This is a genomic window from Paenibacillus sp. 7516 (assembly GCF_002272715.1).
In the GTDB taxonomy this organism is placed as follows: Bacteria; Bacillota; Bacilli; order Paenibacillales; family Paenibacillaceae; genus Paenibacillus; species Paenibacillus illinoisensis_A.
Genome location: NZ_NPBI01000040.1, coordinates 124,421 through 147,358 on the forward strand (window position 1 = coordinate 124,421; position 22,938 = coordinate 147,358).

The 22,938-nt window shown below is 47.9% G+C and carries 16 protein-coding genes; 8 read left to right on the forward strand and 8 right to left on the reverse strand.

The genetic code is table 11. The features are described 5' to 3' along the window. Positions 1 to 283 precede the first annotated feature (283 nt). The 7 genes from CHI14_RS27160 to CHI14_RS27190 all read right to left on the reverse strand — a co-directional run bounded on the left by CHI14_RS27160 (position 284) and on the right by CHI14_RS27190 (position 10,288). Positions 284 to 1,564 carry an S-layer homology domain-containing protein gene (locus tag CHI14_RS27160; RefSeq protein ID WP_095293126.1) on the reverse strand — a complete coding sequence of 427 codons (1,281 nt, stop codon included), beginning with the start codon at positions 1,562 to 1,564 and terminating at the stop codon, positions 284 to 286. A gap of 452 nt (positions 1,565 to 2,016) precedes the next feature. After that, on the reverse strand, positions 2,017 to 2,649 hold the full coding sequence (gene udk / locus CHI14_RS27165; RefSeq protein WP_095293127.1) for a uridine kinase: 633 nt from the start codon (positions 2,647 to 2,649) through the stop codon (positions 2,017 to 2,019). A 192-nt stretch (positions 2,650 to 2,841) separates the two neighbouring features. Continuing rightward, positions 2,842 to 3,417 (reverse strand): VanZ family protein, encoded by a 576-nt coding sequence (locus CHI14_RS27170; protein ID WP_095293128.1) that lies wholly within the window; start codon positions 3,415 to 3,417, stop codon positions 2,842 to 2,844. 33 nt (positions 3,418 to 3,450) lie between these two features. Continuing rightward, complete coding sequence (locus CHI14_RS27175) at positions 3,451 to 4,572, reverse strand: DUF4179 domain-containing protein (protein ID WP_095293129.1); 1,122 nt, start codon at positions 4,570 to 4,572, stop codon at positions 3,451 to 3,453. Then, a complete protein-coding gene (locus CHI14_RS27180; RefSeq protein WP_095293130.1) occupies positions 4,556 to 5,089 on the reverse strand; it encodes an RNA polymerase sigma factor in 534 nt (177 codons plus the stop codon). Before CHI14_RS27180 ends, CHI14_RS27175 begins: the two co-directional genes overlap by 17 nt. Before the next feature lie 412 nt (positions 5,090 to 5,501). Next, the gene (locus CHI14_RS27185) at positions 5,502 to 8,528 is read right to left on the reverse strand and encodes a DEAD/DEAH box helicase (RefSeq protein ID WP_481856459.1); all 3,027 of its coding nucleotides are present in this window, start codon (positions 8,526 to 8,528) and stop codon (positions 5,502 to 5,504) included. Continuing rightward, positions 8,525 to 10,288, reverse strand: a complete 1,764-nt coding sequence (locus CHI14_RS27190; RefSeq protein WP_170948288.1) for an SWIM zinc finger family protein — start codon at positions 10,286 to 10,288, stop codon at positions 8,525 to 8,527. The genes CHI14_RS27185 and CHI14_RS27190 overlap by 4 nt, the downstream gene beginning before the upstream one ends. A 277-nt stretch (positions 10,289 to 10,565) precedes the next feature. Here CHI14_RS27190 and CHI14_RS27195 point away from each other — a divergent pair, with 277 nt between their 5' ends. Beyond that, on the forward strand, positions 10,566 to 11,384 hold the full coding sequence (locus tag CHI14_RS27195; RefSeq protein ID WP_095293132.1) for an endonuclease/exonuclease/phosphatase family protein: 819 nt from the start codon (positions 10,566 to 10,568) through the stop codon (positions 11,382 to 11,384). 145 nt (positions 11,385 to 11,529) lie between these two features. Here the strand turns inward: CHI14_RS27195 and CHI14_RS27200 are convergent, their stop codons facing one another. Continuing rightward, positions 11,530 to 12,357, reverse strand: a complete 828-nt coding sequence (locus CHI14_RS27200) for a methyl-accepting chemotaxis protein (protein WP_095293133.1) — start codon at positions 12,355 to 12,357, stop codon at positions 11,530 to 11,532. Positions 12,358 to 12,731: 374 nt separating this feature from the next. On the opposite strand from CHI14_RS27200, the gene CHI14_RS27205 reads away from it, so the two are divergent. The 7 genes from CHI14_RS27205 to CHI14_RS27235 all read left to right on the forward strand — a co-directional run bounded on the left by CHI14_RS27205 (position 12,732) and on the right by CHI14_RS27235 (position 22,526). After that, positions 12,732 to 15,071, forward strand: coding sequence for a glycoside hydrolase family 88/105 protein (locus CHI14_RS27205; protein ID WP_095293134.1), 2,340 nt, complete (start codon positions 12,732 to 12,734; stop codon positions 15,069 to 15,071). 197 nt (positions 15,072 to 15,268) lie between these two features. Then, entirely contained in the window at positions 15,269 to 16,603 is a 1,335-nt protein-coding gene (locus CHI14_RS27210; protein WP_095293135.1) for an ABC transporter substrate-binding protein, read from the forward strand. An 86-nt stretch (positions 16,604 to 16,689) separates the two neighbouring features. After that, the gene (locus CHI14_RS27215; RefSeq protein WP_170948289.1) at positions 16,690 to 17,601 is read left to right on the forward strand and encodes a carbohydrate ABC transporter permease; all 912 of its coding nucleotides are present in this window, start codon (positions 16,690 to 16,692) and stop codon (positions 17,599 to 17,601) included. 29 nt (positions 17,602 to 17,630) lie between these two features. Then, positions 17,631 to 18,446 carry a carbohydrate ABC transporter permease gene (locus CHI14_RS27220; RefSeq protein WP_249281258.1) on the forward strand — a complete coding sequence of 272 codons (816 nt, stop codon included), beginning with the start codon at positions 17,631 to 17,633 and terminating at the stop codon, positions 18,444 to 18,446. 25 nt (positions 18,447 to 18,471) lie between these two features. After that, positions 18,472 to 20,355: a cache domain-containing sensor histidine kinase gene (locus CHI14_RS27225; RefSeq protein ID WP_095293138.1), complete on the forward strand. Its 1,884-nt coding sequence runs from the start codon at positions 18,472 to 18,474 to the stop codon at positions 20,353 to 20,355. Continuing rightward, complete coding sequence (locus CHI14_RS27230) at positions 20,352 to 21,956, forward strand: response regulator transcription factor (RefSeq protein WP_095293139.1); 1,605 nt, start codon at positions 20,352 to 20,354, stop codon at positions 21,954 to 21,956. Before CHI14_RS27225 ends, CHI14_RS27230 begins: the two co-directional genes overlap by 4 nt. 21 nt (positions 21,957 to 21,977) lie before the next feature. Beyond that, a complete protein-coding gene (locus CHI14_RS27235; RefSeq protein ID WP_095293140.1) occupies positions 21,978 to 22,526 on the forward strand; it encodes a GNAT family N-acetyltransferase in 549 nt (182 codons plus the stop codon). The last annotated feature ends 412 nt before the right edge of the window (positions 22,527 to 22,938 follow it).

The following is a 22,938-nucleotide window of genomic DNA, read 5'->3' on the forward strand; positions in this document are numbered from 1 at the left end:
TAAGTTAATATTGTTACATTCTCCATCGACTCTCCAATCCAAATTATCAAGTTGGTAAATGTAGATGCCGAGATTTGTCCTTGCTTGTCCTTCAAGAGGGATAACCTTTTTTTGTGATTTAGCAGGTATTAAGGGTTCCATATGATACGCCTCAACTTCCTCTTTTGTACCCGGACCTCCACCAGCTTCAACTGTTGAAAAGGGAGTTAATAATGCACTCATAACAAATGATGCTAGAAGAAGTGTATTAACAATTTTTTTTAATGGCAATCTCAACCCTCCTTCATTTATTATCAATCACACTGAACGTAACACCTTCTTCAGTTGTGAGTGTAATAGGAGAAATGAGGCTCTTATCGAAATGTAAGAGTCCATCCCCCCAATAAATAGGGTTATTATTAGTGAAAACTCCTCTATTTTTTGTGAAGTCGATGTTTGTAGGTATTTTATATGAAGCACTAGCCTTGGTTTTTGGTGAAAGAAGAGGATCAATGGCGCTAGAGTTCAATAAACTGCCCGCCTGTAGCTGATTCATAGAGGGGTTTTTAATATTCAACTCAAATTCAACAAAGGAATGGTAGGAACCACGTAAGGTTGTAATAACTCCTTCATCGACAAAGACAGGATAATAGATGCTCCGTTTTGTCCCTACAGCATAGGGACTAACAATGATCCAACTGTGAATTTTAAGTTCAGCGTGATTTGTTAATGTAACAAGATTTTTATTTCTTATTTTTGAAAAGTCGCTTGTTACAGAGCTGTATTTAATAGTAGGATTTACTTTTTTTTCGGGTGTCTGTGTATAAGAAGGTGCAATAATGCTCAAATTCGTCCCAGTCAAACCAACTGCACGCAACTCATTCAAACCCTGAAAATCAGTCGGCTTCGATTTCGCCACACTTGCATAACGAGCGATCAGCACAGCAACTTCGGCCCTTGTCGTGGTGCGATCCGTTCCAAAATTTTTATCGTTTGCAACACTCATCAACCCTGTACCCAGAGCAACAGCGACTGCATCTTTTTGGTTGCTTGCTAGCTTGCCAGTGAAATACTCTTTCGCAGGAATTACGGTATTGGTTACATCAGACAGAGCTTGTTTGTAATCCGAATCAACCACGGTCAGCCCCTGTGCCAGCCAGGTCGCCATTTCTCCCCGTGTTAGAGATGCCTTGGCATCGAGTTTTCCATTGTAGCTGGCAGGGCTGATGAAGCCTTTGGCAATCGCAGCAGATACGCCACTTTTTGCCCATTCAGGCACGTCTGTAAAGTTATTGGTTTCTTGTTTGGCTGCATTAGGCTGATCGGTTAATCGTCCGAGAATACTAGCCATTTCGGCCTTAGTCACGGGTGAGCCTGGTTTGAATGTCCCATCGGCATACCCTTGGAAGAATCCCTGTTCAACTGCGGAGTTGATCGCTGCAGCCGCCCAGTGTGTCGAAGGAACATCTTTGAATTTTAGCGTAGCTTGAGCGGCTTCTACTGAACTACCCATACTTCCTGAACCTATTGCGCCCCCTGTAAGCAAAGCCAATGCCGTAACCCCGGTTAGAATCATTTTCTTCATGAATACTGCTCCTTTCTAATTTCAATTCCTGGTTGTGGTTATGTACTTGATACTGCTAGATACCAAATTTGTAATAATCATCAATATTCTACCATGTATAACTGGGTATTTGGTATTATTTCTCAATATTAGTGTTCTGAATTAAGGTTTAAAACCCCTCCTCTAGACCCATCCAACCTCTCAAAACACAAAAAAAGGCCACGAATCCGTAGATTCATAGCCTTATGCTTTAAGGTAGAAGTTCTAAATATTTAGTTGCCAAGCTCATACATTTCAAGGATAACCCATTTTCACCCATTTGAAAAGAGAGAAACAGAAGAATACCAAAAATCCAGACTGCACCAACGCAGCCTGGATTTCAGTTGAATTTACATTGAAAGTGTAGCCGATCCGTGCCTACTTCTCTCAAACCATAAGAGGCAGACGGCTAATAATTCTACATTAGATATCTTCTATGCGCCGTTCCATTTCTCTCCGGTCAGGTACTTCTCGGTCAAAATCGACAACATCTGAATGCCGACTTCGTTATGTCCACCTTCGGGGATAATAATGTCCGCGTACTTTTTGGAAGGCTCGATAAAGGCATCATGCATTGGTTTGACCGTTTCGAGATATTGTTTGTAAACGGATTGAATCGTACGTCCGCGTTCCTCCATATCCCGCAACACTCTTCGCAAAATACGAACATCGGAATCGGTATCGACAAATACCTTGATGTCCAGCAGGGCACGTAGATGTTCGTCGATGAGCACATGAAGGCCTTCTACAATGACGATATGGTTCGGTGCGAGTTCAACCGTCTCATTGGCAGCACGGTTATCTATGGTGAAGTCATATACGGGAGCATATGCCGTTTGTCCTTGCTTCAGCAGGGTAAGGTGCTCAATCAACAGATCATTGTCGAATGCAAACGGATGATCGTAATTGGTGAGTCGACGCTGCTCTGGAGTGAGCTGTGATTGATCTTTGTAATAATTGTCCTGGGATATAAACGTCACTTTGCCTGATCCAAGACGGTCGATGACGGAGCGAGCTACCGTCGTTTTACCGGAGCCGGTCCCTCCGGCGATACCAATAATGAGCATGGTTGTTCCATAAACCTCCCTAGATTGGCAGCATGATCAGTAGATGGAGAGCGTCAAAAATGAGCTCTATCTGCATGTCTGTCTGCGAATACACAATTCCTTCATTGTATCACAGCTTGCTGACTTTTTCATCTTAAGGAACAGACCATGTTTTGCCTTTCGGGAGGCATACTCATTTTCAGATTTACGATTCTAACGCATAGTAGAGCGCTTGTGCCCTCGCATGGCCCAGGGAAGTATCAGGTTCAGGCCAATCAGGCGAATGAGCAGACCAAGAATAACAAAACCAAGCACACTTCCTGCCGTATTTGCAATCAGATCATTGATATCGGTCGAGCGGCCATTCCCCAGAGTAATCCGGATCACAAGCTGCAATATTTCAATAGTGAAACTTAACATTAGACCCACCGCTGCTGCTTTGCGAATCGAGTCAACCGATGGTTTCAAAAGAGGAAGCAGGAACCCCAGCGGCATAAACAGCACAATGTTCAGCAGGAAGCTTGGCGCATCCGCAGTAAGCAGCGGGACCCATTGAAGGTTCTTGTACCAGGGTGTCTGGTTGGCATAGATTCCGATGTTCACATCGATTGGGAAAAATACAAAATGCAATACGCCCAGCATGTATATAGCGAATGTCAGCATCAGCAAATACTGTTTGCTTGTATATCTAACTGTGCTCACTCTGGCGTGGATCACCAGAGCGAGCAGAATCAGAATAAATAGTGGACCAAGGACACTTATAGATGAAATGGTAAATTGAATGGACATGCGATGACCCCTTTGCAAGGAAATGAGTTCGAGCTATTGGAGCTGAATTTTCATTTCCATTCCCTGAATAAATTGATTGTCTTTGACCTCTTCGGTAAAGTCATCTTTCACTTCAAAAGGTTTCACTACCAGGTATTTTACATCCTTGGCTGTTGTCGCATATATGCTTTCCCATTTCCATTGGTTATCTTCATATATACCCTCGCCGCTAAGTGCAGTGAGTTGTCGACCTTGATCATCATAGATAGCAAACCTGATGTCCTGCAGCTGTTCTTTTTCTTTGGCAGTTAACGTTTCTTCCCCATTTAAACCGATGGCGGCAGTTAAGCGTGTTGTGATAGGAGTAACCTCGGCTTTCGTAACAGTGGCCGTAAACAAGTCATTCTCCATGACGGTATCAGGCTGAACCTTGTAGGTGTCCGTTGTTGATTTGGTAAAAGGAACGGTTAACTCAAACTCATGATCCAGCCCTTGCAGCGTCAACTTAACCTTGGCATCGAACTGATCCGGGAATTCACCTTTATGATCCGTAGGAATGATCTGTTCAAAAAGCAGGGTATCGGGCTCGTTCGCCCCGGCTGAACTATAAAATAGACCTTCATCTGGGCTAAATCCATTTACATCGAGGAAAACGTTGTCGACTCCGCTGCTCAGCTTCACAATGTCCTTGCCGTTATCATACATGCCCTGATTCAGGTTGGGAGCCGTGACATGAACCAGAAATGCTGCGCGTGTGCCATCGTATACGGTTTCCAATACCTTGAATTTTACATCCTGATAAGCAAAAGAACTGTTTACTGGAGTAGTCAAACCTTCGTTACCCGCTGTTCTCAGACCCATATCCGCTTCAATTGAGCTGAAGAGACTGCCTACGAGCGGAATGTTGCGTAGAGAATCAGCCATGGCTGGAGACACAAATCCGGATGCAAATACAGTAACACCTAATACACCTGCGGCAACGGCAGCCGCTGCGGTACGGCGCAGTCCTTTGTTTACCCGGCGCGGACGCTGAGCCTGTTCACTATTCAGCTGGCTGGGTGATTCGGGAAGGGACTCCAGTGTGGCATCAATTCGAGTCCGTACAAAATTAGACATGGCAGGGCGCTCCTTAGCTTGTTTTTTTAACTCCTGTTCGATATTAAATGGGTTCGACATGCAATTTTACCTCCCGAAAGTTTTTGAATTTTTGGTATAGCTCCTGCCGTGCCCGGCTAAGTCTCATTTTTACCGCGCTCTCGGATATATTCAGCGTATCCGCTACCTGACGCAGGGTTAGATCCTCAAAATAATGCAGCACAATGACGATTCGTTTCGATTCTTCCAGTCGATCAACTGCTTCTCTCATATCCACCTCGTCGTAGGGACTGGATACTTCCTGCTTGGCAGGCACCTCTGCATATGATGTGGAGAGGGAGCGACGGGAGAGCATGGTATTACATTCGTTAATGAGGATGCGGAACATCCAGGTCTTGAAATACTGGGGTTCACGAAGCGTATGCATGGATTTATAAGCTTTCAGGATTGTCTCCTGAATGGCATCAGCCACGTCCTCCTCTTTTCGCAGCATGGATTTTGCTGTATTGTATAGGGAATTTTCAATTTCTCGGATGAGCCTGATAAAGGCGTCACGATCTCCCTGAATGGCCTGGTTGACGAGATCGGTCGGGTCCATGGATAACAGCTCCTTTCTTGGGATACGGAATAACAGCTCCCCGCTTGGTTTTTACATGAATTAGACTTTTGGTGGGCTGATATGGTCACAATTATTTTTTAAAGGAAATGTGGTTGCTTAATATGGACGCTTAGGAACGGGCTGTACCCTTCAGATGGAGATGCTGCGTCTGCAATCCTTGTCCAACAAGCGTAATGAGGCGTTTGACGTGATGACGAACTTTATCAAAAAAATGCAGGATTCCAGATCATCCATCATCGGCAACATGCGTTAATCTACACTTTTTATCTGCCCCTTTGTGGTCAATGAAAGGTCATGAGGTATAACAAAAAAGCGAAGTTCTCGACGCAGCGTCGGTAACTTCGCTTTTTCTGCTTTCTAAGCCATTAGCATATATAGCAACTTCCGGCCCTTAACCAGACCAGTCGCGGCGGCGAGTGAAGAGATCCTTCAGCTCGTCCGTTGACAATTCGGTAATCCAGTTCTCGGAGCTGGTGATAATATTGTCGCTAAGCTGCTGCTTGCTCTCCAACATCTCGTCTATACGTTCTTCCAGCGTGCCAAGGGAAATAAACTTATGCACCTGGACATCCTTTGTCTGTCCCATGCGGTATGCCCGGTCGGTGGCCTGGTTCTCCACGGCGGGGTTCCACCAGCGGTCAAAGTGAAATACATGATTCGCAGCGGTCAGATTCAGACCCACGCCGCCTGCCTTAATGGAAAGGATGAAGACGGATGGCTGTTCATGCGCAGGTAGTGTACGGGACTGGAACTGGTCGATCATGCGATCCCGTGCCGTCTTGGATGTGCCACCATGCAGATATAATACAGGCTCCTGCAGTTCCTGCTGGAGAACCTGCTGCAGCATCTGACCCATACCAATGTACTGGGTGAAAATAAGGCATCGCTCGCCCTCTTCACGCAGCTCACGCACAAGCTCCATCAACCGTTCCAGCTTCGCGGAGCGGCTGATCAACATCGCCATGTCCTGTGGACTATACAGGTCATACTCCGTATTGGAGCCGTCCGAAGACAACGTCTCCGGCAGAGCTTCCTTCGTCAGGAGCAGCGGATGGTCACACAGCTGCTTGAGCTGGGTTAACGCAGATAGAATCGCACCTTTGCGCTTAATGCCTTCCAGCTCTTTCATTTTATCCATCAGTGCCTGCACGGATTGATCGTATAAGGCACTCTGCTCGCCGGTAAGATGAATGTAGGTTTTCATCTCGTTTTTGTCCGGCAGGTCGAGCTGGATATTCGGATCCTTTTTCTTGCGGCGAAGCATAAATGGTTTGACCAGCTGCTGCAGATCCAGCATGCGCTGCTCATCCTTGTCTTTCTCAATCGCAGTGATAAACCGGGTTTGAAAAGCGCGTGCGCTGCCAAGGTATCCCGGATTAATGAAGTCGTAGATGGACCATAGCTCGGCCAGCCGGTTTTCAATTGGTGTACCTGTCAATGCGATACGGTGTTTAGCGGGGAAACTGCGTACCGCCAAGGATTGCTTGGTTTGCGCATTTTTAATGTTCTGTGCCTCGTCCAGACAGATGGAAGCCCAGGTGTATGACTGTAACATCTCTTGGTCCAGGGTAGCGGTAGCATACGACGTAATGATGATATCGACCTGCTCGGTCTGTTCCCTGAATGCTTCTCCACTAAGCCTGCGTGCACCGTAGTGCAGACTGACGTTAATCGAAGGTGCAAAACGGCTGATTTCCTTCTGCCAGTTGCCCAGTACCGAGGTGGGGCAGACGAGAAGGGCGGGGGCATCCCCGGGTAACCGCTGCTGATTCTCCTTGAGATGCAGCAAATACGTAATAAATTGAATGGTTTTGCCAAGCCCCATATCGTCCGCAAGGCAGGCCCCAAGGCCGAATTTGCGCAAGAATCCAAGCCACGCAAATCCTTCTTTTTGATAGGAGCGAAGTTCTGCATGCAGCCCAGCCGGAACGGGAAGGGAGGGAGCCCCGCCTTGTCCGCCGCCAAGCTGTGCAATGATCCGGTTCAGGTGTTCATTCAGCTCGACCTCCAGACGAATGTTCTCATTAGACTGCGGCTGCTGCTCCTCCTCGGTTTGCTGTCCTTCCTTCCATTTCTGATGACGATATTCACGCTGCTCATTTTGCAGCAGGTGCAGGTGCAGAATGTCTTGAAACGACAGCCCCTGTTCCCGGTCGACACCGCCCATGGCCCGGCGAATCTGCTCCAGCAGGGCAGGGTCGAGTGGTACCCACTCTCCACGGAACCGTACCAGCCGCTCGTTGCGGGCAACGAGGTCGGCAAATTCCTCCTCACTGAGATCGGTATCTCCAATCGCAATGCGCCAGTCAAAATGAATGATGGAGTCCAGTCCGAAGAAGGACTGTCCGCGTTCACTGCCTTCCTCTGGCTTCACCTTGGCACGAAGCTTGGGTTTCTTCTTGCGAGCTGCTTCCCACCATCCCGGAAGCAGTACCTGCCAGCCTGATTCCAGCAATCTGCCGCTGTCAATGGTGAGGAACTGCCAAGCTTCCTGATCACTGAGCGAATCGCTGAGCACATCACGGCTCCCACTGATGGAACGGCTGATTCGCGGCAAATGTGCACGCAGCTGCTCCAGCCATCCGGCAGAACGGTCAAGGATAAATGCTGTCCACACCTCCGGCCATTCACCCTCAAGCCTTCCGCGGGAATCGAGCCGGACGGGAATCAATGAAGCAGCATCCAGCTTATCCTGCAAAACTACACGCAGCCGCCATGCAGGTTCATCGTCATCCGGCTCTAACAATTGCAGAAGTGGGCGGAACGGAGCAGCGTCTGCTTTCCATCCGATGGAGACAAGCCAGGCCTGGGCATCCATTCCTGCTGTCCTAGGTGGTGTCCCCCCTTGAGGGAACAGCTGAGGGAACTCGCGCCGTAGATCAGTTGCAGCTTCCTCGGTGTTATACCACCGCTGGAATACAGTAGCTGAATAGGCCGCGTTAAGTCCTTCGGCGTAGCTCTCGTCTGTCTCGTCAAGGGCTTTGCTCAGCGCAGATCGATCCTGTGGTTTCATGCTATCCGGGTCCCAGCTCCATTGCAGCTGACCTGTACGATAAGCAGCGAAGCTGGGGACATATTTTCGGTTTTCAATGGTTGCAGCAAGTGTAGGAGCAAGCCTGATTAGATGAGCTGCTTGCTCGTCCCATTTCCATTCAATGTGCAGCAGTGTGTTCATCTCTGCGAAGAAAGGGATGACCTCTTCCGCAGGCAGTACCACCAGATCAATATCTTCAATCTGTCTCGTCTCCAGCTCGGTTCCGTAGAAGGAAGGAGCATGCCAGGCAAATAGTCGCTGCTTAAGCGACTGCCCCGATACAAAATGATGAGTATTAAGGGCTCCATAAAATAAGGCATCACCGTATCCGGTTAATGCGACGTGGACTTCAATCGTTTCGGTATAGGGATGTATAAGGCTCATGAGATCAACTTACCTTTCCGAAGTTCTTCCTGCAGCGCACGCAATCTGCTATTCCGCACAGCCAGTGCGGTGATGAAATCTTCCCAGCGTTCCTCTTGCTTCAGTTTTTTGTAGATTTTGGACAGCCGCTTCAGCAGCTTGACCGCTGCCTTGTAACCGTCTCTGTTCTTGTGACCGATGTATCGTTCCACGGCCTGATGGTAGAAGGGGAGCAGGAGTTCCGGTGCATCTTTTTCAATCGGCTGCAGCACTGCCACGCGAAATTCAAGCGGTTCTGTCTCTGTACTCAACTGAAAATCAATCCAGCGCCGCCACTGTCCGCGGCTGTGCATGGCTTCTTCGTAAGCTGGACGGGAGTGAGGGAGCATACTGACCAGGGTATCCCACATGTGATTTTCCGTCTCGGGAAGATGTTTGATCGTCATGTCCCACAGCTGCATATAATCCTGCAGGGGTTCGTTCCGGCGATTGGCGAGCAGTGGTCCAAGCTGTGCAAGCCATGCAGCGAGCCGTTTCCAATCCGATTCATCCGCAAGCACATGCAGGAAATGCAGCAGATGTTCTGCCGGGAAGCCGTACGCCGTACTCCCGCTCGTCAACCGTTGCCAGGCTTGCTCGTCCTGATGCAAGTGGAAGTATATCCAGCTTTGCGCGAGCACAAGTGGTAAGGGCGCCGATTTTCCAGGCTTACCGGACTGGCTGCTGCCTGTCAGATTGGCAACACTTAGCACACTACCTACGCTATTGCTTGGTGTGTTCACGGCAGTTTCTTTCAACTGATCTTCGATGTCCTGTAAAATGTTTAGCTCCGATATGAGCAAATGACCATTTTGTAAGTGAGGAACGATCCAATTTAGCCAAACCTGCCGATAGGTCGGTGTGAACAGCATCAGTGTGGACGTCTCGGACACCATTTGTGTGCGAAGGTACGTTATGGTTTCTTCAAGCCGCTTCCACAGCTGCTTAAGCTTATTATCCGGAAGCTCAGCGAATTGAAGGGGGCGGCTCAGTACCTGATCCATACCTTTCTGAAGTGCATCTACAGCAAGTTGTGCCGGGTAACTCAGATAGATAGGCGTATTACTGATTGGATGACGAGAAGGGATGCAGTATCGCATAAGGTACAGATGTACATGGAATTCAAATAGCTGATCCATCCCGGCGGATAATTTGGGCTTAATCGCATACAGTTCATCGGCAGCTTCCTGCACATATGTTGTACTTGGCGTGCCTGTACCTAATCGGGCCAAGCATTGTTCGAACAGTTCATGCCACTCCGTAATTTCCAGGCCTGCAAGCTCTAATGCCCGTTCCCTGATCTGACTGTACTGTTGATGAGGGATATCCATAACCTGCTCGGATACCGCATTGGAGCGAAATGCAGACATGGAAGCTGCGGGTTTTGGGGTCTGTTTCAAAGCCGTGCTGGAATGAGCATTAACGATGGCATGCACGGGCCTTTCCAGCAGCTCGGCATAACTCATCATAACGGCAATGATATGTTTACAGCGCGAACCCACCGGGCAGGTACAGTAGCTGGTAGGAAGAGACTGGACGCTTAAGGTAACGTTATACTCTTCAGAGCCCTGCACGTCTGCTGTGATTCCATGATGTTCCGTAAAGGTTAATGATCCAACGCGTTTCTGTTTATAATATTGGAATCCGCGCATAATCGTCAGATTATTAAAGTGCTCGGCAACCTCTCGAATCAATTGCTGCCACTGTGCATCATCCAGATTCATGTCAATCGGTATGTTCATCATTCCATCTCCTGGGCAATCATAGGTTTAACGATCCATACGCCTTGACGTATGGTGTGGATTTTCTGTATCCATCATATCAGTTATGGGTGTCCACGTGCATGGATTGAGAGAACTTGTAATGACTTTTTGATCATTATAAATGGAAACAGCCGGGGTGGATTTACCTACCTGCATGCGTTATTGCTCCATATTGTGTATGCTTAGCGTATGTATTCCTTTCAGGAACGATACAGGCCTTGAAGTGGTCAATTTTAATCAACAGGAGAGAGCATATATGAAAATACTTACGTTAAATACACACGCCTGGGCGGAAGAAGACCAGTTGAACAAGATCAGCCAGCTGGCTAACTTTATTAATACACATCAGTTTGATGTAATCTCCATGCAGGAGGTCAATCAATCCATAGAAGAGTCGGCATTGTCTGCAGAACACTTGCAGCATTTTATCTCAACCGATCCTGATGCCGTGATCAAAAAAGACAATTACGCTCACGTCTTGCTGACGCAGCTGACCGATACCTATTACTGGACATGGGTACCTACGCATATCGGATTTAGCAAATACGATGAGGGTCTGGCGATCCTGAGCCGTACGCCGATTACAGCTTCCTTTGAAGAATATGTCTCTCACATGCGCGATTATAGCAACTACCGGACACGCAAAATTGTGGGCATACAGACGGCCGTTGAAGGTGAGGCCACGTGGTTTGTGAACGGGCACTATAACTGGTGGGATGATGCACAGGAACCATTCAAAGGACAGTGGGAATTAACGGAGAGCAAACTTGCTCCATATCTGAATCAACCGCTGTTTATTATGGGAGATTTCAATAATGTTGCGGAAGTGCGCGGGGAAGGCTACGATCACATCGTCAGCCAAGGCTGGAATGACCTTTACACCACTGCCGAACAAAAAGATGATGGAGCAACAGTAGTCAAAGCTATTGCCGGATGGGCTGACAACAAACGCGATCTTCGGATTGATTACATCTTCTCCAAACATCCGGTGCAGGCGAAGTCATCTACTGTCGTGCTTAACGGCAAGAACGGCCCGGTTGTATCTGACCACTACGGGGTGGCTGTGGAAATTTAGGAATGATTCTGTTTATCCTGTAGCAAAAATAAAAAGCCTCCGCTGGCTTCCTGCACAAGGAAATCAGTCGGGGGCTTCTTTTATTGAATGCATATGTACATATTATTGCGTTTGTTTATTTGTCGGTTCTATTATCTTGCTATTCCTACTCTAAGGCCAGCATCTCGGTCACGAATTTTTTCAGATTCGCACTGGTTTCGCTGAGCTGCTCGATACTCTGCATAAACTCACTGACCAACTGTGCCTGATCTACGGTTGCGGTTGTAATCTGCCCAATCTCCAGCTCCATATGCTTCATTGAATCCTGAACGCTGCCTAGCGAAGCTTCGATATCTGAGGCTGCCTGTTTGGTGTGATCCGATAGCTTGCGAACTTCACTGGCAACGACACCGAACCCACTTCCCAGATCACCGACGCGAGCGGCTTCAATCATGGCGTTCAGGCCAAGCAAATTGGTTTGTTCAGATACTTCACGGATTACATTGGTTACCTTGGTTACACTGACTGAATTCTCTGCGGCTTGTTTGGAGTTGCGCAGGATCTCTTCCGAGGTCGCGGATAGTTCCTCCGAATGGGCTGCAATCTGCTGAATGCCACCAAGCAGGGCGTTAATGGTTGCTTCATTTTCACTGATTAGTTTCTCAAGGGTGATATGGTTATCCAGCGCATAATTTACGCCCAATATGCCAACAACCTGGTCGTTCTCTTGAATTGGAATAAGAATGGCGTCAAAAGGTCTGCCTTGCAGATCGCCTGGCATTCTTGCCACGGTACGGGAATCCCGGTTCGTCAGCATTTTGAAATCCTTATAGTCTTCGTGCAGCTCGTCTCCTACTTTAACACCAATCTCCAGCCCGTTGGCCTCGGCAAAATACAACACTTTCTCATGATCATTAATGGATATGGAAACATCGTCACGAAACATCTGTCTTACAAAAGGCATAGCATTTACCAAAGATTCAAGGATACTCAAGGCGCATCTTTCCTTTCCCATACAAAAAGTGGAATTTCCAATCTAATACCTTTATCGGCAGGCCATTCCCATTTTTAAACCGATTCTCTGATTTTGTTCTTACCGTATCCAATAATCTATGAAAAGTAGGGGACTCATTTCTACAATATGAAAGCGCAAACAAATTTCTATAGCCAACCAACAAACCTGTCAGTTATACTGGGGTTATTATTCGGCTGTTTTGCAATAATCTTGGAGTTGTAAGCTTACACTTCAATTGCCTTGGTACAAGGGATTTTCTCACCAAGGTTAAGCGCTATACTCAAATTGGATACTTGGACAATTACGTTTGAAGAGAGTGTGTTCATTCCATCCGGAGAGGACTGTGGCAATCCATGACAACGTATTTTGATGAACCGCAGAGTATGTACTACCGTTTTGGAGAGGATCAGGATCAGATATTGAAGGTGCTGGCTGAGAGGTATATCGGTGCCAATGCGCAAGCTGACTTTGTATATCGGGTGTTCCAGAAGTCGGGTATTCTGCAGAATGAGGAGGGGTTGTATGACTTCAATTTGAGTGAACGATTCACGGATACCCACAAAGGACAAGTAGCCTATGCTGCTGCCCTGGTATGGGGAGACGAGGATCGAAACCTGGATGTGCTCATTCGCTGCTATGGGCCTGTTCGTTTCTATTTTAATGATCAGCTGGTGTACCGCTCAACGGTAATGGACGAGATTAATCCGGACGCCACGGTAAAATTGGGGATCGACATCAAGCCCGGCTGGAATACGTTATTGCTTGAAATGAAATATACCCCTGCCGGTTTTGGATGCCAGTTTGGTTCGGATGAAGGGAAGGTGCGCATTTTGAATGTGCTTGCGCCTTTTCATGAACGTCAGGGACAGGCTGGATGGGTCTATACGAAGCCGATTGATCAGGAAGAAGCTGCCCGCGCATTCAGTACTTCATCTACTAGATCTGGAAGCATTCAACCTAACTGGAACCTGTTTGGACGGGAACAGGATGACATATTTGAGTGGTATCCAAATAGGGAGTGGTCCATTGAACAGCAGGCCAGACCGACATTGGAGCGATTATATGGACATGTTCCCGGACAGCGGGCCTACGCGTGGACACGAATAAACAATAGGGACTCGGTGGGAAGCCTTATACGTTTATCCGGCCATTCTTCCGGACCGCTAAAGATATGGATAAATGGCAAGCCAGCTGTACAGTTACAGGAGGCAGGATCATTCGAGTCTGAAATACAGGCATCTTATGGTCAGAACGATCTATTAGTATGCAGCGAATGCAGCGCGACCACTGAGCCATGGAGTTTCACTTTGAACGTAGCCGTAAACGGGAAACAGCTTGATTTGGAGCTGCCCAAACATGTGCATGGAGCTTCAGGACAGAAGTGGATGTATGTTGGTCCTTTCCAAGCTGGAAGGGAGCCGGAAGTGCAAGATTTATTGCGGACAGACCTTGTGTACAAGATAAATGCTTCACAGGGCAGCAATGAAGACGATAGCCAAAACAAGCATGTGGAGCATACGTATTGGCAGCTGGATCAGCCAGATGCATGGATTCGTCCGTATTATGAAAATGCAATGCTTAGCAATAAGTGGACGGTGGGCAGTGTGACTAACTATGGCCGCTGGGATTATCCGCTGGGTGTAACTGTTTATGGACTGCTGCAAACGGGGCGTTATCTGGATCGACCCGATATCATTCGTTATGCAGCAGAACATGTGCAGGCATGCACCCAAATGTATGATTACTCGCTATGGGATCGGGAACAGTACGGCTTCCCGGCAGTTAACCAGCAGCTGGTCATGATGAAAATGCTGGATAACTGCGGCTCTTTTGGTTCAGCCATGCTTGAGGCGTACTCGGAATGTAATGAACCGACGTTTCTACCGATTGCCGAGCGTATTGCTGATTTCATGCTCATCCGGTTGGAGCGGCAGGAAGATGGTGCGTTTTACCGCGAGTGTATTGGGGAATTTGCCGAGAACACCATGTGGGCAGATGATCTCTACATGAGTACCCCGTTTCTGGTTCGGTATGCTCGTATGACAGGGGAGCAATCAGCGCTGGACGAGGCAGCCAGACAATTTTTACTTTATCGCAAATATCTGTTTATGCCTGAGTTCAAAATTATGTCTCATGTATATGATTTCAAGTATGAACAAGCGACTCATATTCCGTGGGGGCGCGGGAACGGATGGACACTGTTTTCCCTGACTGAAGTATTGGAGGCTTTGCCTGTAGAGCACCCCGATCGCCCGGCATTAATCCAGTTCTTCAATGAATTGTGTGATGGTTATGCAGCTTTGCAGGGAGAGGGAGGATTATGGCATCAGGTGCTGAATGATGCAAACACGTACCAGGAAGCTTCCTGTACCGCCATGTTCGCGTATGGGTTTGCGCGGGGCGTTCGCTTCGGCTGGTTGGAACAGCCAGAGCGTTATATTGAAGCTTCAGAGCGGGCCTGGAGCGGATTGACCCGGACAGCTATCGACCGCCAAGGCAATGTACATGGGGTATGCAGTGGATCCAGGTATGCTTTCACTGCGGAATATTACGATAAGGATCTGCTGACTGTAACGAATGACAACCATGGTATTGGCATTATGATGCTGGCAGGTACCGAAGTGGCGAAAATGAAAGAGCACTTGGCCAGGCAGACCACAGCACCCGCTACAGTGACGCAAAATTCATTGTGAGAGAAGATGGGGTATCTCATGGAGATGATGCATTTGTGACATGACAAACCGCCGGGGAATTTACTCCGGTGGTTTTTACTCCCTAACCCCTTACTTTTTTGACAGGAAAGCTTACTTTTGTTTATGTCATGAGCGGTAATACGCCGTTACAATAGTTTTGTAAGCGATTCCATAATAAAAGGGGAGAAAATTCATTCATGTTGATCACTAAAAAATGGGTAACCCTGTTCTGCATGTCCCTGTTGTTATTGGCTACAGCCTGTTCCGGAGCATCTTCCGGGTCTACTGCTTCATCTGGTGAGGGAAGTGAGGAAGCTGCCTCGGGCAACATTCAGCTGCGCATGACCTGGTGGGGATCACAGACTCGCCATGATCTGACGACCAAAGTGATCAAACTGTTTGAAGAGAAACACCCCGGTATTACGATCAAACCGGAATACTCCGGATGGGACGGATATTTTGATAAGCTGACCACGCAGGTAGCCGGTTCAAATGCACCGGATATTGTGCAGATGGATTACGCTTTTCTTACCGACTTTGCCCGGCGTGGTGCACTTCTCGACCTGACCCCATACAGCGAGAGTAAAGAGCTCCGTACAGATGACCATGACGCGAGCATGCTCAAAGCCGGATCGATTGATGATAAATTATACGCAATTACGTTAGGCGTAAATGCACCCGGTGTCATTTATGATGCGACTCTGTTTAAGGAACTTGGGATCGAAGAACCTCAAGAGAGCTGGACGTGGAAGGACTTTAGCGATATTGCAGCCAAGATTGCTGCAGAAAAGGGTGAAGGTTTCTACGGATCAGCGGATGTATCGGGAACGACCAACATGTTTGAGGTGTTTATTCGTCAAACAGGCAAAGGACTATTCGAAGGTGGGACGATGGCGGCAACCCATGAGGAGCTTCAGCAGTGGTTCGACATGTGGGGAGCGCTTAGAGAGAATGGGGGTGTTACCCCTGCCGAAGTGACGGCGTCCACAACCAATGCATTGGAGACACGTCCGATCTCGCTGGGTACGGCCGCGATGGATTTTGCATGGTCCAACCAATTATTGACGTTCCAGCAGGTGAACAAAAACCAGGATCACAAGCTTGGCATACAAGTGCTCCCGCATGGAGAGAACGAAAAACAAATCGGTGAATACCTGAAAGCAGGTCAGTTCCTGTCGGGTTACGCCAAAACCAAACATCCGAAGGAAGTAGCCATGTTTATTGACTTCATGGTGAACGATCCAGAGGCGACCGCCATTCTCGGCTCCGAGCGGGGAGTACCCGTCAACTCCAGCATTCGTGAGAAAATGCAACCTACGCTGCCTGAAGCGGAGCAAGCCATCTTCCAGTTTATCGACGTCGTATCAAAAAACTCCAGTGAAATTGATCCGCCTTACCCGCAGGGCTTTTCCGAAGTGGATACCAGCTTCAAGAGTGCAAGTGAGCAGATCGCCTTCGGTCAAGGCAGCACATCGGATGTGATTGCCCAGTTTATTGAAGGCGCCAAAGCGACACTTGCATCGAGTCAGTAGAGCCTTGAACAGATCCAGACTTCAAATTCCGCGGGGAGGTTGCGAAGATGAGTACAACTCAGATCGGTCAAGCCCGAACCGAGCGTATGACTGCCCGGCGGGTGAAACGAAGATATGCACATAACGGAGCTGCTCTTCTGTTTCTGGCCCCATGGCTGGTTGGGTTACTGTTTCTGACCCTAGGCCCAATGCTGGTTTCATTATACATTTCGTTTACAGACTACAGTATCCTGGCCGCCCCTTCCTGGGTCGGTCTGGGGAACTACACGACCATGTTTACCTCGGATAAGTTGTTTATCCAGTCGCTGAAGGTGACCTTTACGTATGTTGCTGTGTCCGTTCCGGTGAAATTGATCTTTGCCTTGCTTGTCGCGATGCTGCTTAACAAAGGAATTCGCGGGCTGGGTATTTACCGGACCGTATATTACATCCCCACCTTGCTTGGAGGCAGTGTTGCCATCGCCATGTTATGGCGCAAAATGCTGGGTGGCGACGGCCTGCTCAATGGCGTGCTTGCCATGGTGGGTATCAAGGCACCGGATTGGGTGGCTAATCCGAAATATGCGCTGTACTCCATCGTGCTGTTATCCGTATGGCAGTTCGGATCATCCATGATTATTTTTCTGGCAGGCCTGAAGCAGATTCCACCTGAATATGACGAAGCTTCTGCGGTAGACGGTGCTGGTCCGTTCCGGCGTTTCTTCAATATAACGCTGCCGATTCTGTCTCCGGTTATCTTCTTCAATCTGGTCATGCAGCTGATTACGTCCTTTCAATCGTTCACGCAAGCCTTTGTCATCAGCAATGGCAGCGGGGGGCCTGTAAATTCAACATTGATGTATTCCCTATATCTCTATAAGAAGGGATTCTCCTTCTTTCAGATGGGTTATGCATCGGCGATGGCCTGGGTGCTGGTAATCCTGATCGGCGTGTTTACATTGCTGGTATTCCGCAGCAGCAAGCTGTGGGTCCATTATGAGGATGGTGGGAAATCATGATTGGACAACGGAATTCTCCTGTTTGGGTCATGGCGAAACATATTTTGATTTCAGGAATTGCTCTCGTCATGCTGTATCCCGTGCTCTGGATGCTGGGCAGCTCGTTCAAGCCGGGACATATGATCTTCACGGAGACGTGGTTCTGGCCGCAGGAATGGAATTTTCAAAATTATATGAACGGCTGGACCGGAATCCAGGGTAACCCGTTTTCCCGTTTCCTGACCAACTCCATTGTCCTGTCAATGGGTGCGGTCCTGGGTAATGTGGTCTCTTGTTCAATGGCGGCGTATGCCTTTGCTAGGCTAGATTTTCGTTTCAAGGCAATCTGCTTCGGCTTGATGTTAATGACGATCATGCTGCCGCATCATGTGACGCTGATCCCGCAGTATATCCTGTTCAACCATTTGGAATGGGTGAATACGTACCTGCCTCTGGTGGTGCCCAAATGGCTCGCCACGGATGCCTTCTTTATTTTCCTAATGGTTCAATTCTTCCGCGGTCTGCCCAAAGAGCTGGATGAGGCGGCAACCATTGATGGCTGTGGACCCGTCCGCATTTACACGAAGGTCATTATCCCGCTGGCCTTTCCGGCGCTGGTGACCACGATGATCTTTACCTTTTTGTGGACATGGGATGATTTCTTCAGCCAACTGATCTATTTAAGTGATGTCAGCAAATACACGGTACCGCTGGGGCTGCGCTTGTTCCTGGATTCCAGTTCCCAATCGGATTGGGGTCCGATGTTTGCCATGTCGGTGTTATCGCTCGTGCCTTGTTTCATCGTATTTATGGTCTGCCAAAAGTACTTCGTGGAAGGGATCGCGACCTCCGGGCTCAAAGGGTAATTTCCAAACGAAATGAGTTGGTTTCATGTGGAAACGACGATTATCCCTGTTTATCAATCACAAACTGCAGCAAAGCAAGCTCACCACGCTGATGGTGACTTGCTTTATTGCGTTTAACCTGCTGCTTGTATCGGGCATCGTCTGGCTGGCATATCAGTCTTTCTCTACCGTAACCTTTACCGAGATCAGCAAAGCACGGCTGGCACTCCTTAACGAGAGCACCCGGCGCGGCTTTGATTTTATTACTGGAGTGACAGAAACCGCCTATTCGCTGGCAAGCAACAGAGAGCTCTCAAGTTTGCTGGAAACAGCAGGAACAGGGAGGCTTACACAGATTCACCAAAGACGGGAGTTAGCCAAAATACTGGACCATACGCTTGTTGTTAGTGAAGGCATCACCTCCGTGGAATTGTATACGGATGCGTTCAAGGGGGTTAACGTCACGATGCCTGACCGGATTTTTCCGGTGGATACGATTGCAGGGGATTCTTGGTTCACAGCTCTGGAACATGCAGATGCAGCCTGGGTACCTCTGCGGGAAAATGAATCAGGACATTCCCTGGTTGGTTATGCACAGCGGATATTTGACAGTCATGGCAGTACGGCAGCCTATGTCCTAATCCGTTTGAGTCGTGCCGATATTGTGCGCCGATTTGCGGACATGCCCATGGTATTGGATGGACAGGTGCTGCTCGTGGACACGGCGGGTAACGTCATTATGCAGATGGGTGATGCCGATCCGGTAAGGGCTTATGACCAGCGTACCAGTGGTAATGAAGATGCAGTTGTAGCTGACTCTCTCCTGCCAGTGGATACAGCCGCTCGGGGAACGCTACCGGTCGTGGATAGTGAATGGATTCAAGAGCATGCCCAGCAGAATGAAGATGGATTCGAGGTAGTATCTGGCGATGGTGGCGGTGCGCAGCTCGTGCTGTATTCCAAGCCCGCGACACTTCAGTGGCGTTTGGTACAGACGATACCTGTACATACACTGCTATCTCCTGTCAGGTATGCGGGGTGGCAGGTGCTCGGTATTGCTGTGGTCGGATTGGTATGTTCAGCCGTATTCGCGTATTTGTTCGTCCGGCGCATTATCCGGCCCCTTCGTCAGCTGATTAAGCGAATGAGACAGCTTGAGAAGGGTGACTTCGAAACTAGGGTACAGCTCTCTTTTACCCAGGAATATGCTCATCTGGCTTATGGCTTCAATCATATGGCTTCCAGACTGACGGAATTGATGAACCAGGTGAAGGAGGAGAGCCGGGCCAAGCGAGAGGCCCAGACAAGTCTGCTGGAGGCACAGATCAAACCGCACTTTCTCTACAATACACTGGATATGATCCACTGGCGTGCGCTTGATTATGAAGCCAAAGACATTAGCCGCATGATTGTTCAGCTCAGCAAACTTTTACGCATTGGTCTTAGTGGAGGCAAAATGTTCATTAAAATTCGTGATGAGCTGGAGCACGCCCGTTGTTATGTCAGCATCCAGGCCGAAAGATTGCCTTTCTCCATTCATTATGCAGAACAGATCGATCCGCGTGTCCGAAGCTGTTACATCCCCAAAATTATTTTGCAGCCCTTTATTGAAAATGCCGTCATACATGCTAATCCCAAAGATGAGGCACTTCAAATCCGTGTGGAAATAGGGGAAGAGACTGAGGATCCATCCAGGGTCGTTATTCAGATTATAGATAATGGTCAAGGTTTACCAGAAGAGTGGGGACTGGAAAGTTCATCAGGTATCGGTGTGAGAAATGTACATCAGCGCATCCAGTTATATTGTGGCAAGGGATATGGCGTTCATTTACGTACAGGTAGCTCGGGTGGTGTGCAAGTAACGATCTCACTACCGCGTATTGAGACGGAAGAGCAGTTAAATCTCTGGCTGGACGGTGAAAACATATGAAAACCATCATGCTTGTAGATGACGATCCACATATGATTAAGGCTTTAACCGAACATATTGAGTGGCCTTCTCTGGGTCTGAGAATTGCAGGCACAGCTTCCAACGGCGTAGATGCGCTTGAACAATTCGAGCAGCTGCGCCCTGATCTGGTCATGACCGATGTTTACATGCCAGGGATGACAGGGTTGGAGGTAACACAGGCACTTCGCCGCAATTATCCTCATCTGCCGATTATCATTTTAAGTGGATACGACGAATTCGAGAATGCTCGGGCCGCCATGCGGTGGGGAGTGAACCATTTTCTGCTGAAACCGGCAGAGGTGGAAGAGATCGAATCCGTGCTGCGTGAGGTTCTGTTGGAACAGGAGGTGAGAGAGCGGCATGAGCGGCTGGAGCGAACATACAAGCAGGAGATCGGAAAGGTAGTTCCCTATTTGCGCAAACAGTTTCTCCACGAACTCCTGACCACACGTTATCAGGCCAATGAGTTGTCTAAAGAACGTATGGATTACGTGGGCATTCACTGGTCTGCGCAGGTAAGCGCGATTAGTCTGCAGCTGAATCGCCCCGAATTTCTGACAAAGATGAAAGAGCGTGACTGGCAGCTGCTCCGCTACGGGGCGGCTGATATTATTCAGGAAACGATTAAGGAACAAACGGTTCGCTTAACGAACAGTCAGGTAGAGATCCTGGATTATTCAGATCAGGTTTTTGTGCTGCTCCTTTTTGGCGGAGAAGAGCTGCTTGATGAGATGTACTCCCTTGTGGAAAGGATGATTGACCAGGTATTTACGTATCTCAAAATGGAGATGAGCGCCGGGATTGGAACACCCAAAAATCATCTGTGCGAGATAATGGACTCTTATCTGGAGAGCAGAGAAGCACTTGAGATGGCGGAATTTCAGGGAGGAAGCCGAATCTATTCATATAACTCCATCCAAAGAGTGGAAACGAGTGTACATGATTATTCTATGCTGCTGCAGCAATGGAACGAGTCATGGGCAGACATGAAGATTGATTTGGCAGAAGAGGCATGGCTTTTAATCCGCCAGATGTTTAAGGTTGGCAAGTGTACTGGCCTTCAGGATGTACAGGTAGTAGCCGTAAGTCTTTTTAATACCTTAATTCACAGTTGGAATAGACAGTATCCCCTGTTACGCCCGCCAATGGCCATGAGCGAGTTTCTCAGGGATATTCAAACCAAATACTCATTGCAGGATCTGCTATACTGGATGGATGCATTTATTGGAGAATGGATCGAGCAGACACGGAAAGAGATGACAGAGAAAAAGAGCAATAAACTTGTCGATCAGGTGAAACAGTATGTAGAGCAGCATTATGCTGAAGAAATCAGTTTTGAGGCCATAGCGAAGGGGCTTTTTGTACATCCCAAATATCTGAGCCAGCTATTCAAAAGGGTAACCGGGGAAAATTTCGTGGGTTATCTCAATGGATATAGAATTCAAAAGGCGATAGAGCTGCTGCAATCTGGTCATTACATGGTCTACGAGGTTAGTGAGATGACGGGGTTCCGAAACGCGACGTATTTTAGTCAGGTATTCAAAATGCTTACGGGCAAAAGTCCATCCGAATTCGGATAGGAGATAGAGGGAAGGGTAGATATGAAGTTTCATAAACAGGAGTTTATCATAAAAGGAATGGCTTTTTCGATTAGATCGGCAGAAGAAAGGGATGCAGAGTCGTTATCTTCGCTTCGTGTACAGATCGATGGAGAAACGGAGAACATGGACCGGGAGCGGGGCGAAGCTTATATCGATGCAGCGGGGTTCAGGAACATTATCCGGTTGGACACAGAGAAAGAACGTAACTTGTTTCTTGTGGCTACTGTGAAGGAAGAGATTGTTGGATACGCCAGATGTGAGGGGTCTGACCTGAAGCGGTTTTCCCATAGAGTTGAGTTTGGGGTGTGTGTTGCCCGAAATTACTGGGGCTATGGCATCGGGAATAAGCTGCTGGAGTCGTCACTCTATTGGGCAGACAGGAGCGGCGTTGAGAAAGTAACGCTGACTGTATTAGAAACCAATGATAAAGCAATAGAGTTATATCAAAGAATGGGTTTTGAAATTGAAGGTGTGTTGAAAAAGGACCGCAGACATGCGAACGGGGAGTACTACGATACAATTATGATGGGTAGATTCGGAAACAAGTAGGGTGAATCGGCAGTGGTTGGGCCACGTAATCAGATATCTAACCATCGGTTTCTACTATTAATAGAAGATATATAACGTAGTAGGTGATTTGTAGTAGATCATATAAGTTGTACCAAAGGATTCAGAATGCTTTCAACAGCGAATTCAGAAATGCTCCCGAAAAAGAAACTAATGAGTCTCACCTTAACTGCAACAATACATGTCTACCTAAATGAATGGACTGGAGTAGATGTTGACCTATGTCTGATAAGTTTAGATAGTCTGCACACTGATGACTGCAGGGGTAATAGTCAAAGTATCTATGTAAATCTATTCTTTCTACGATAATACCATTTGGGATATTTTACATGTAGTAATTACTCTTTCCGCATGATATATTATATTTCCGGCCAAGAAAACACGAGAAACACAG

Excerpts from the sequence above, each read along its gene's own strand:
- CHI14_RS27205 (WP_095293134.1), top strand. The coding sequence starts at position 12,732 with ATGACAACGTATTTTGATGAACCGCAGAGTATGTACTACCGTTTTGGA.
- udk (WP_095293127.1), bottom strand. The coding sequence starts at position 2,649 with ATGCTCATTATTGGTATCGCCGGAGGGACCGGCTCCGGTAAAACGACG.
- CHI14_RS27190 (WP_170948288.1), bottom strand. The coding sequence starts at position 10,288 with ATGAACATACCGATTGACATGAATCTGGATGATGCACAGTGGCAGCAA.
- CHI14_RS27195 (WP_095293132.1), top strand. The coding sequence starts at position 10,566 with ATGAAAATACTTACGTTAAATACACACGCCTGGGCGGAAGAAGACCAG.
- CHI14_RS27225 (WP_095293138.1), top strand. The coding sequence starts at position 18,472 with ATGTGGAAACGACGATTATCCCTGTTTATCAATCACAAACTGCAGCAA.
- CHI14_RS27175 (WP_095293129.1), bottom strand. The coding sequence starts at position 4,572 with ATGTCGAACCCATTTAATATCGAACAGGAGTTAAAAAAACAAGCTAAG.
- CHI14_RS27230 (WP_095293139.1), top strand. The coding sequence starts at position 20,352 with ATGAAAACCATCATGCTTGTAGATGACGATCCACATATGATTAAGGCT.
- CHI14_RS27210 (WP_095293135.1), top strand. The coding sequence starts at position 15,269 with ATGTTGATCACTAAAAAATGGGTAACCCTGTTCTGCATGTCCCTGTTG.
- CHI14_RS27180 (WP_095293130.1), bottom strand. The coding sequence starts at position 5,089 with ATGGACCCGACCGATCTCGTCAACCAGGCCATTCAGGGAGATCGTGAC.
- CHI14_RS27220 (WP_249281258.1), top strand. The coding sequence starts at position 17,631 with ATGGCGAAACATATTTTGATTTCAGGAATTGCTCTCGTCATGCTGTAT.
- CHI14_RS27235 (WP_095293140.1), top strand. The coding sequence starts at position 21,978 with ATGAAGTTTCATAAACAGGAGTTTATCATAAAAGGAATGGCTTTTTCG.
- CHI14_RS27160 (WP_095293126.1), bottom strand. The coding sequence starts at position 1,564 with ATGAAGAAAATGATTCTAACCGGGGTTACGGCATTGGCTTTGCTTACA.
- CHI14_RS27185 (WP_481856459.1), bottom strand. The coding sequence starts at position 8,528 with ATGAGCCTTATACATCCCTATACCGAAACGATTGAAGTCCACGTCGCA.
- CHI14_RS27215 (WP_170948289.1), top strand. The coding sequence starts at position 16,690 with ATGACTGCCCGGCGGGTGAAACGAAGATATGCACATAACGGAGCTGCT.
- CHI14_RS27170 (WP_095293128.1), bottom strand. The coding sequence starts at position 3,417 with ATGTCCATTCAATTTACCATTTCATCTATAAGTGTCCTTGGTCCACTA.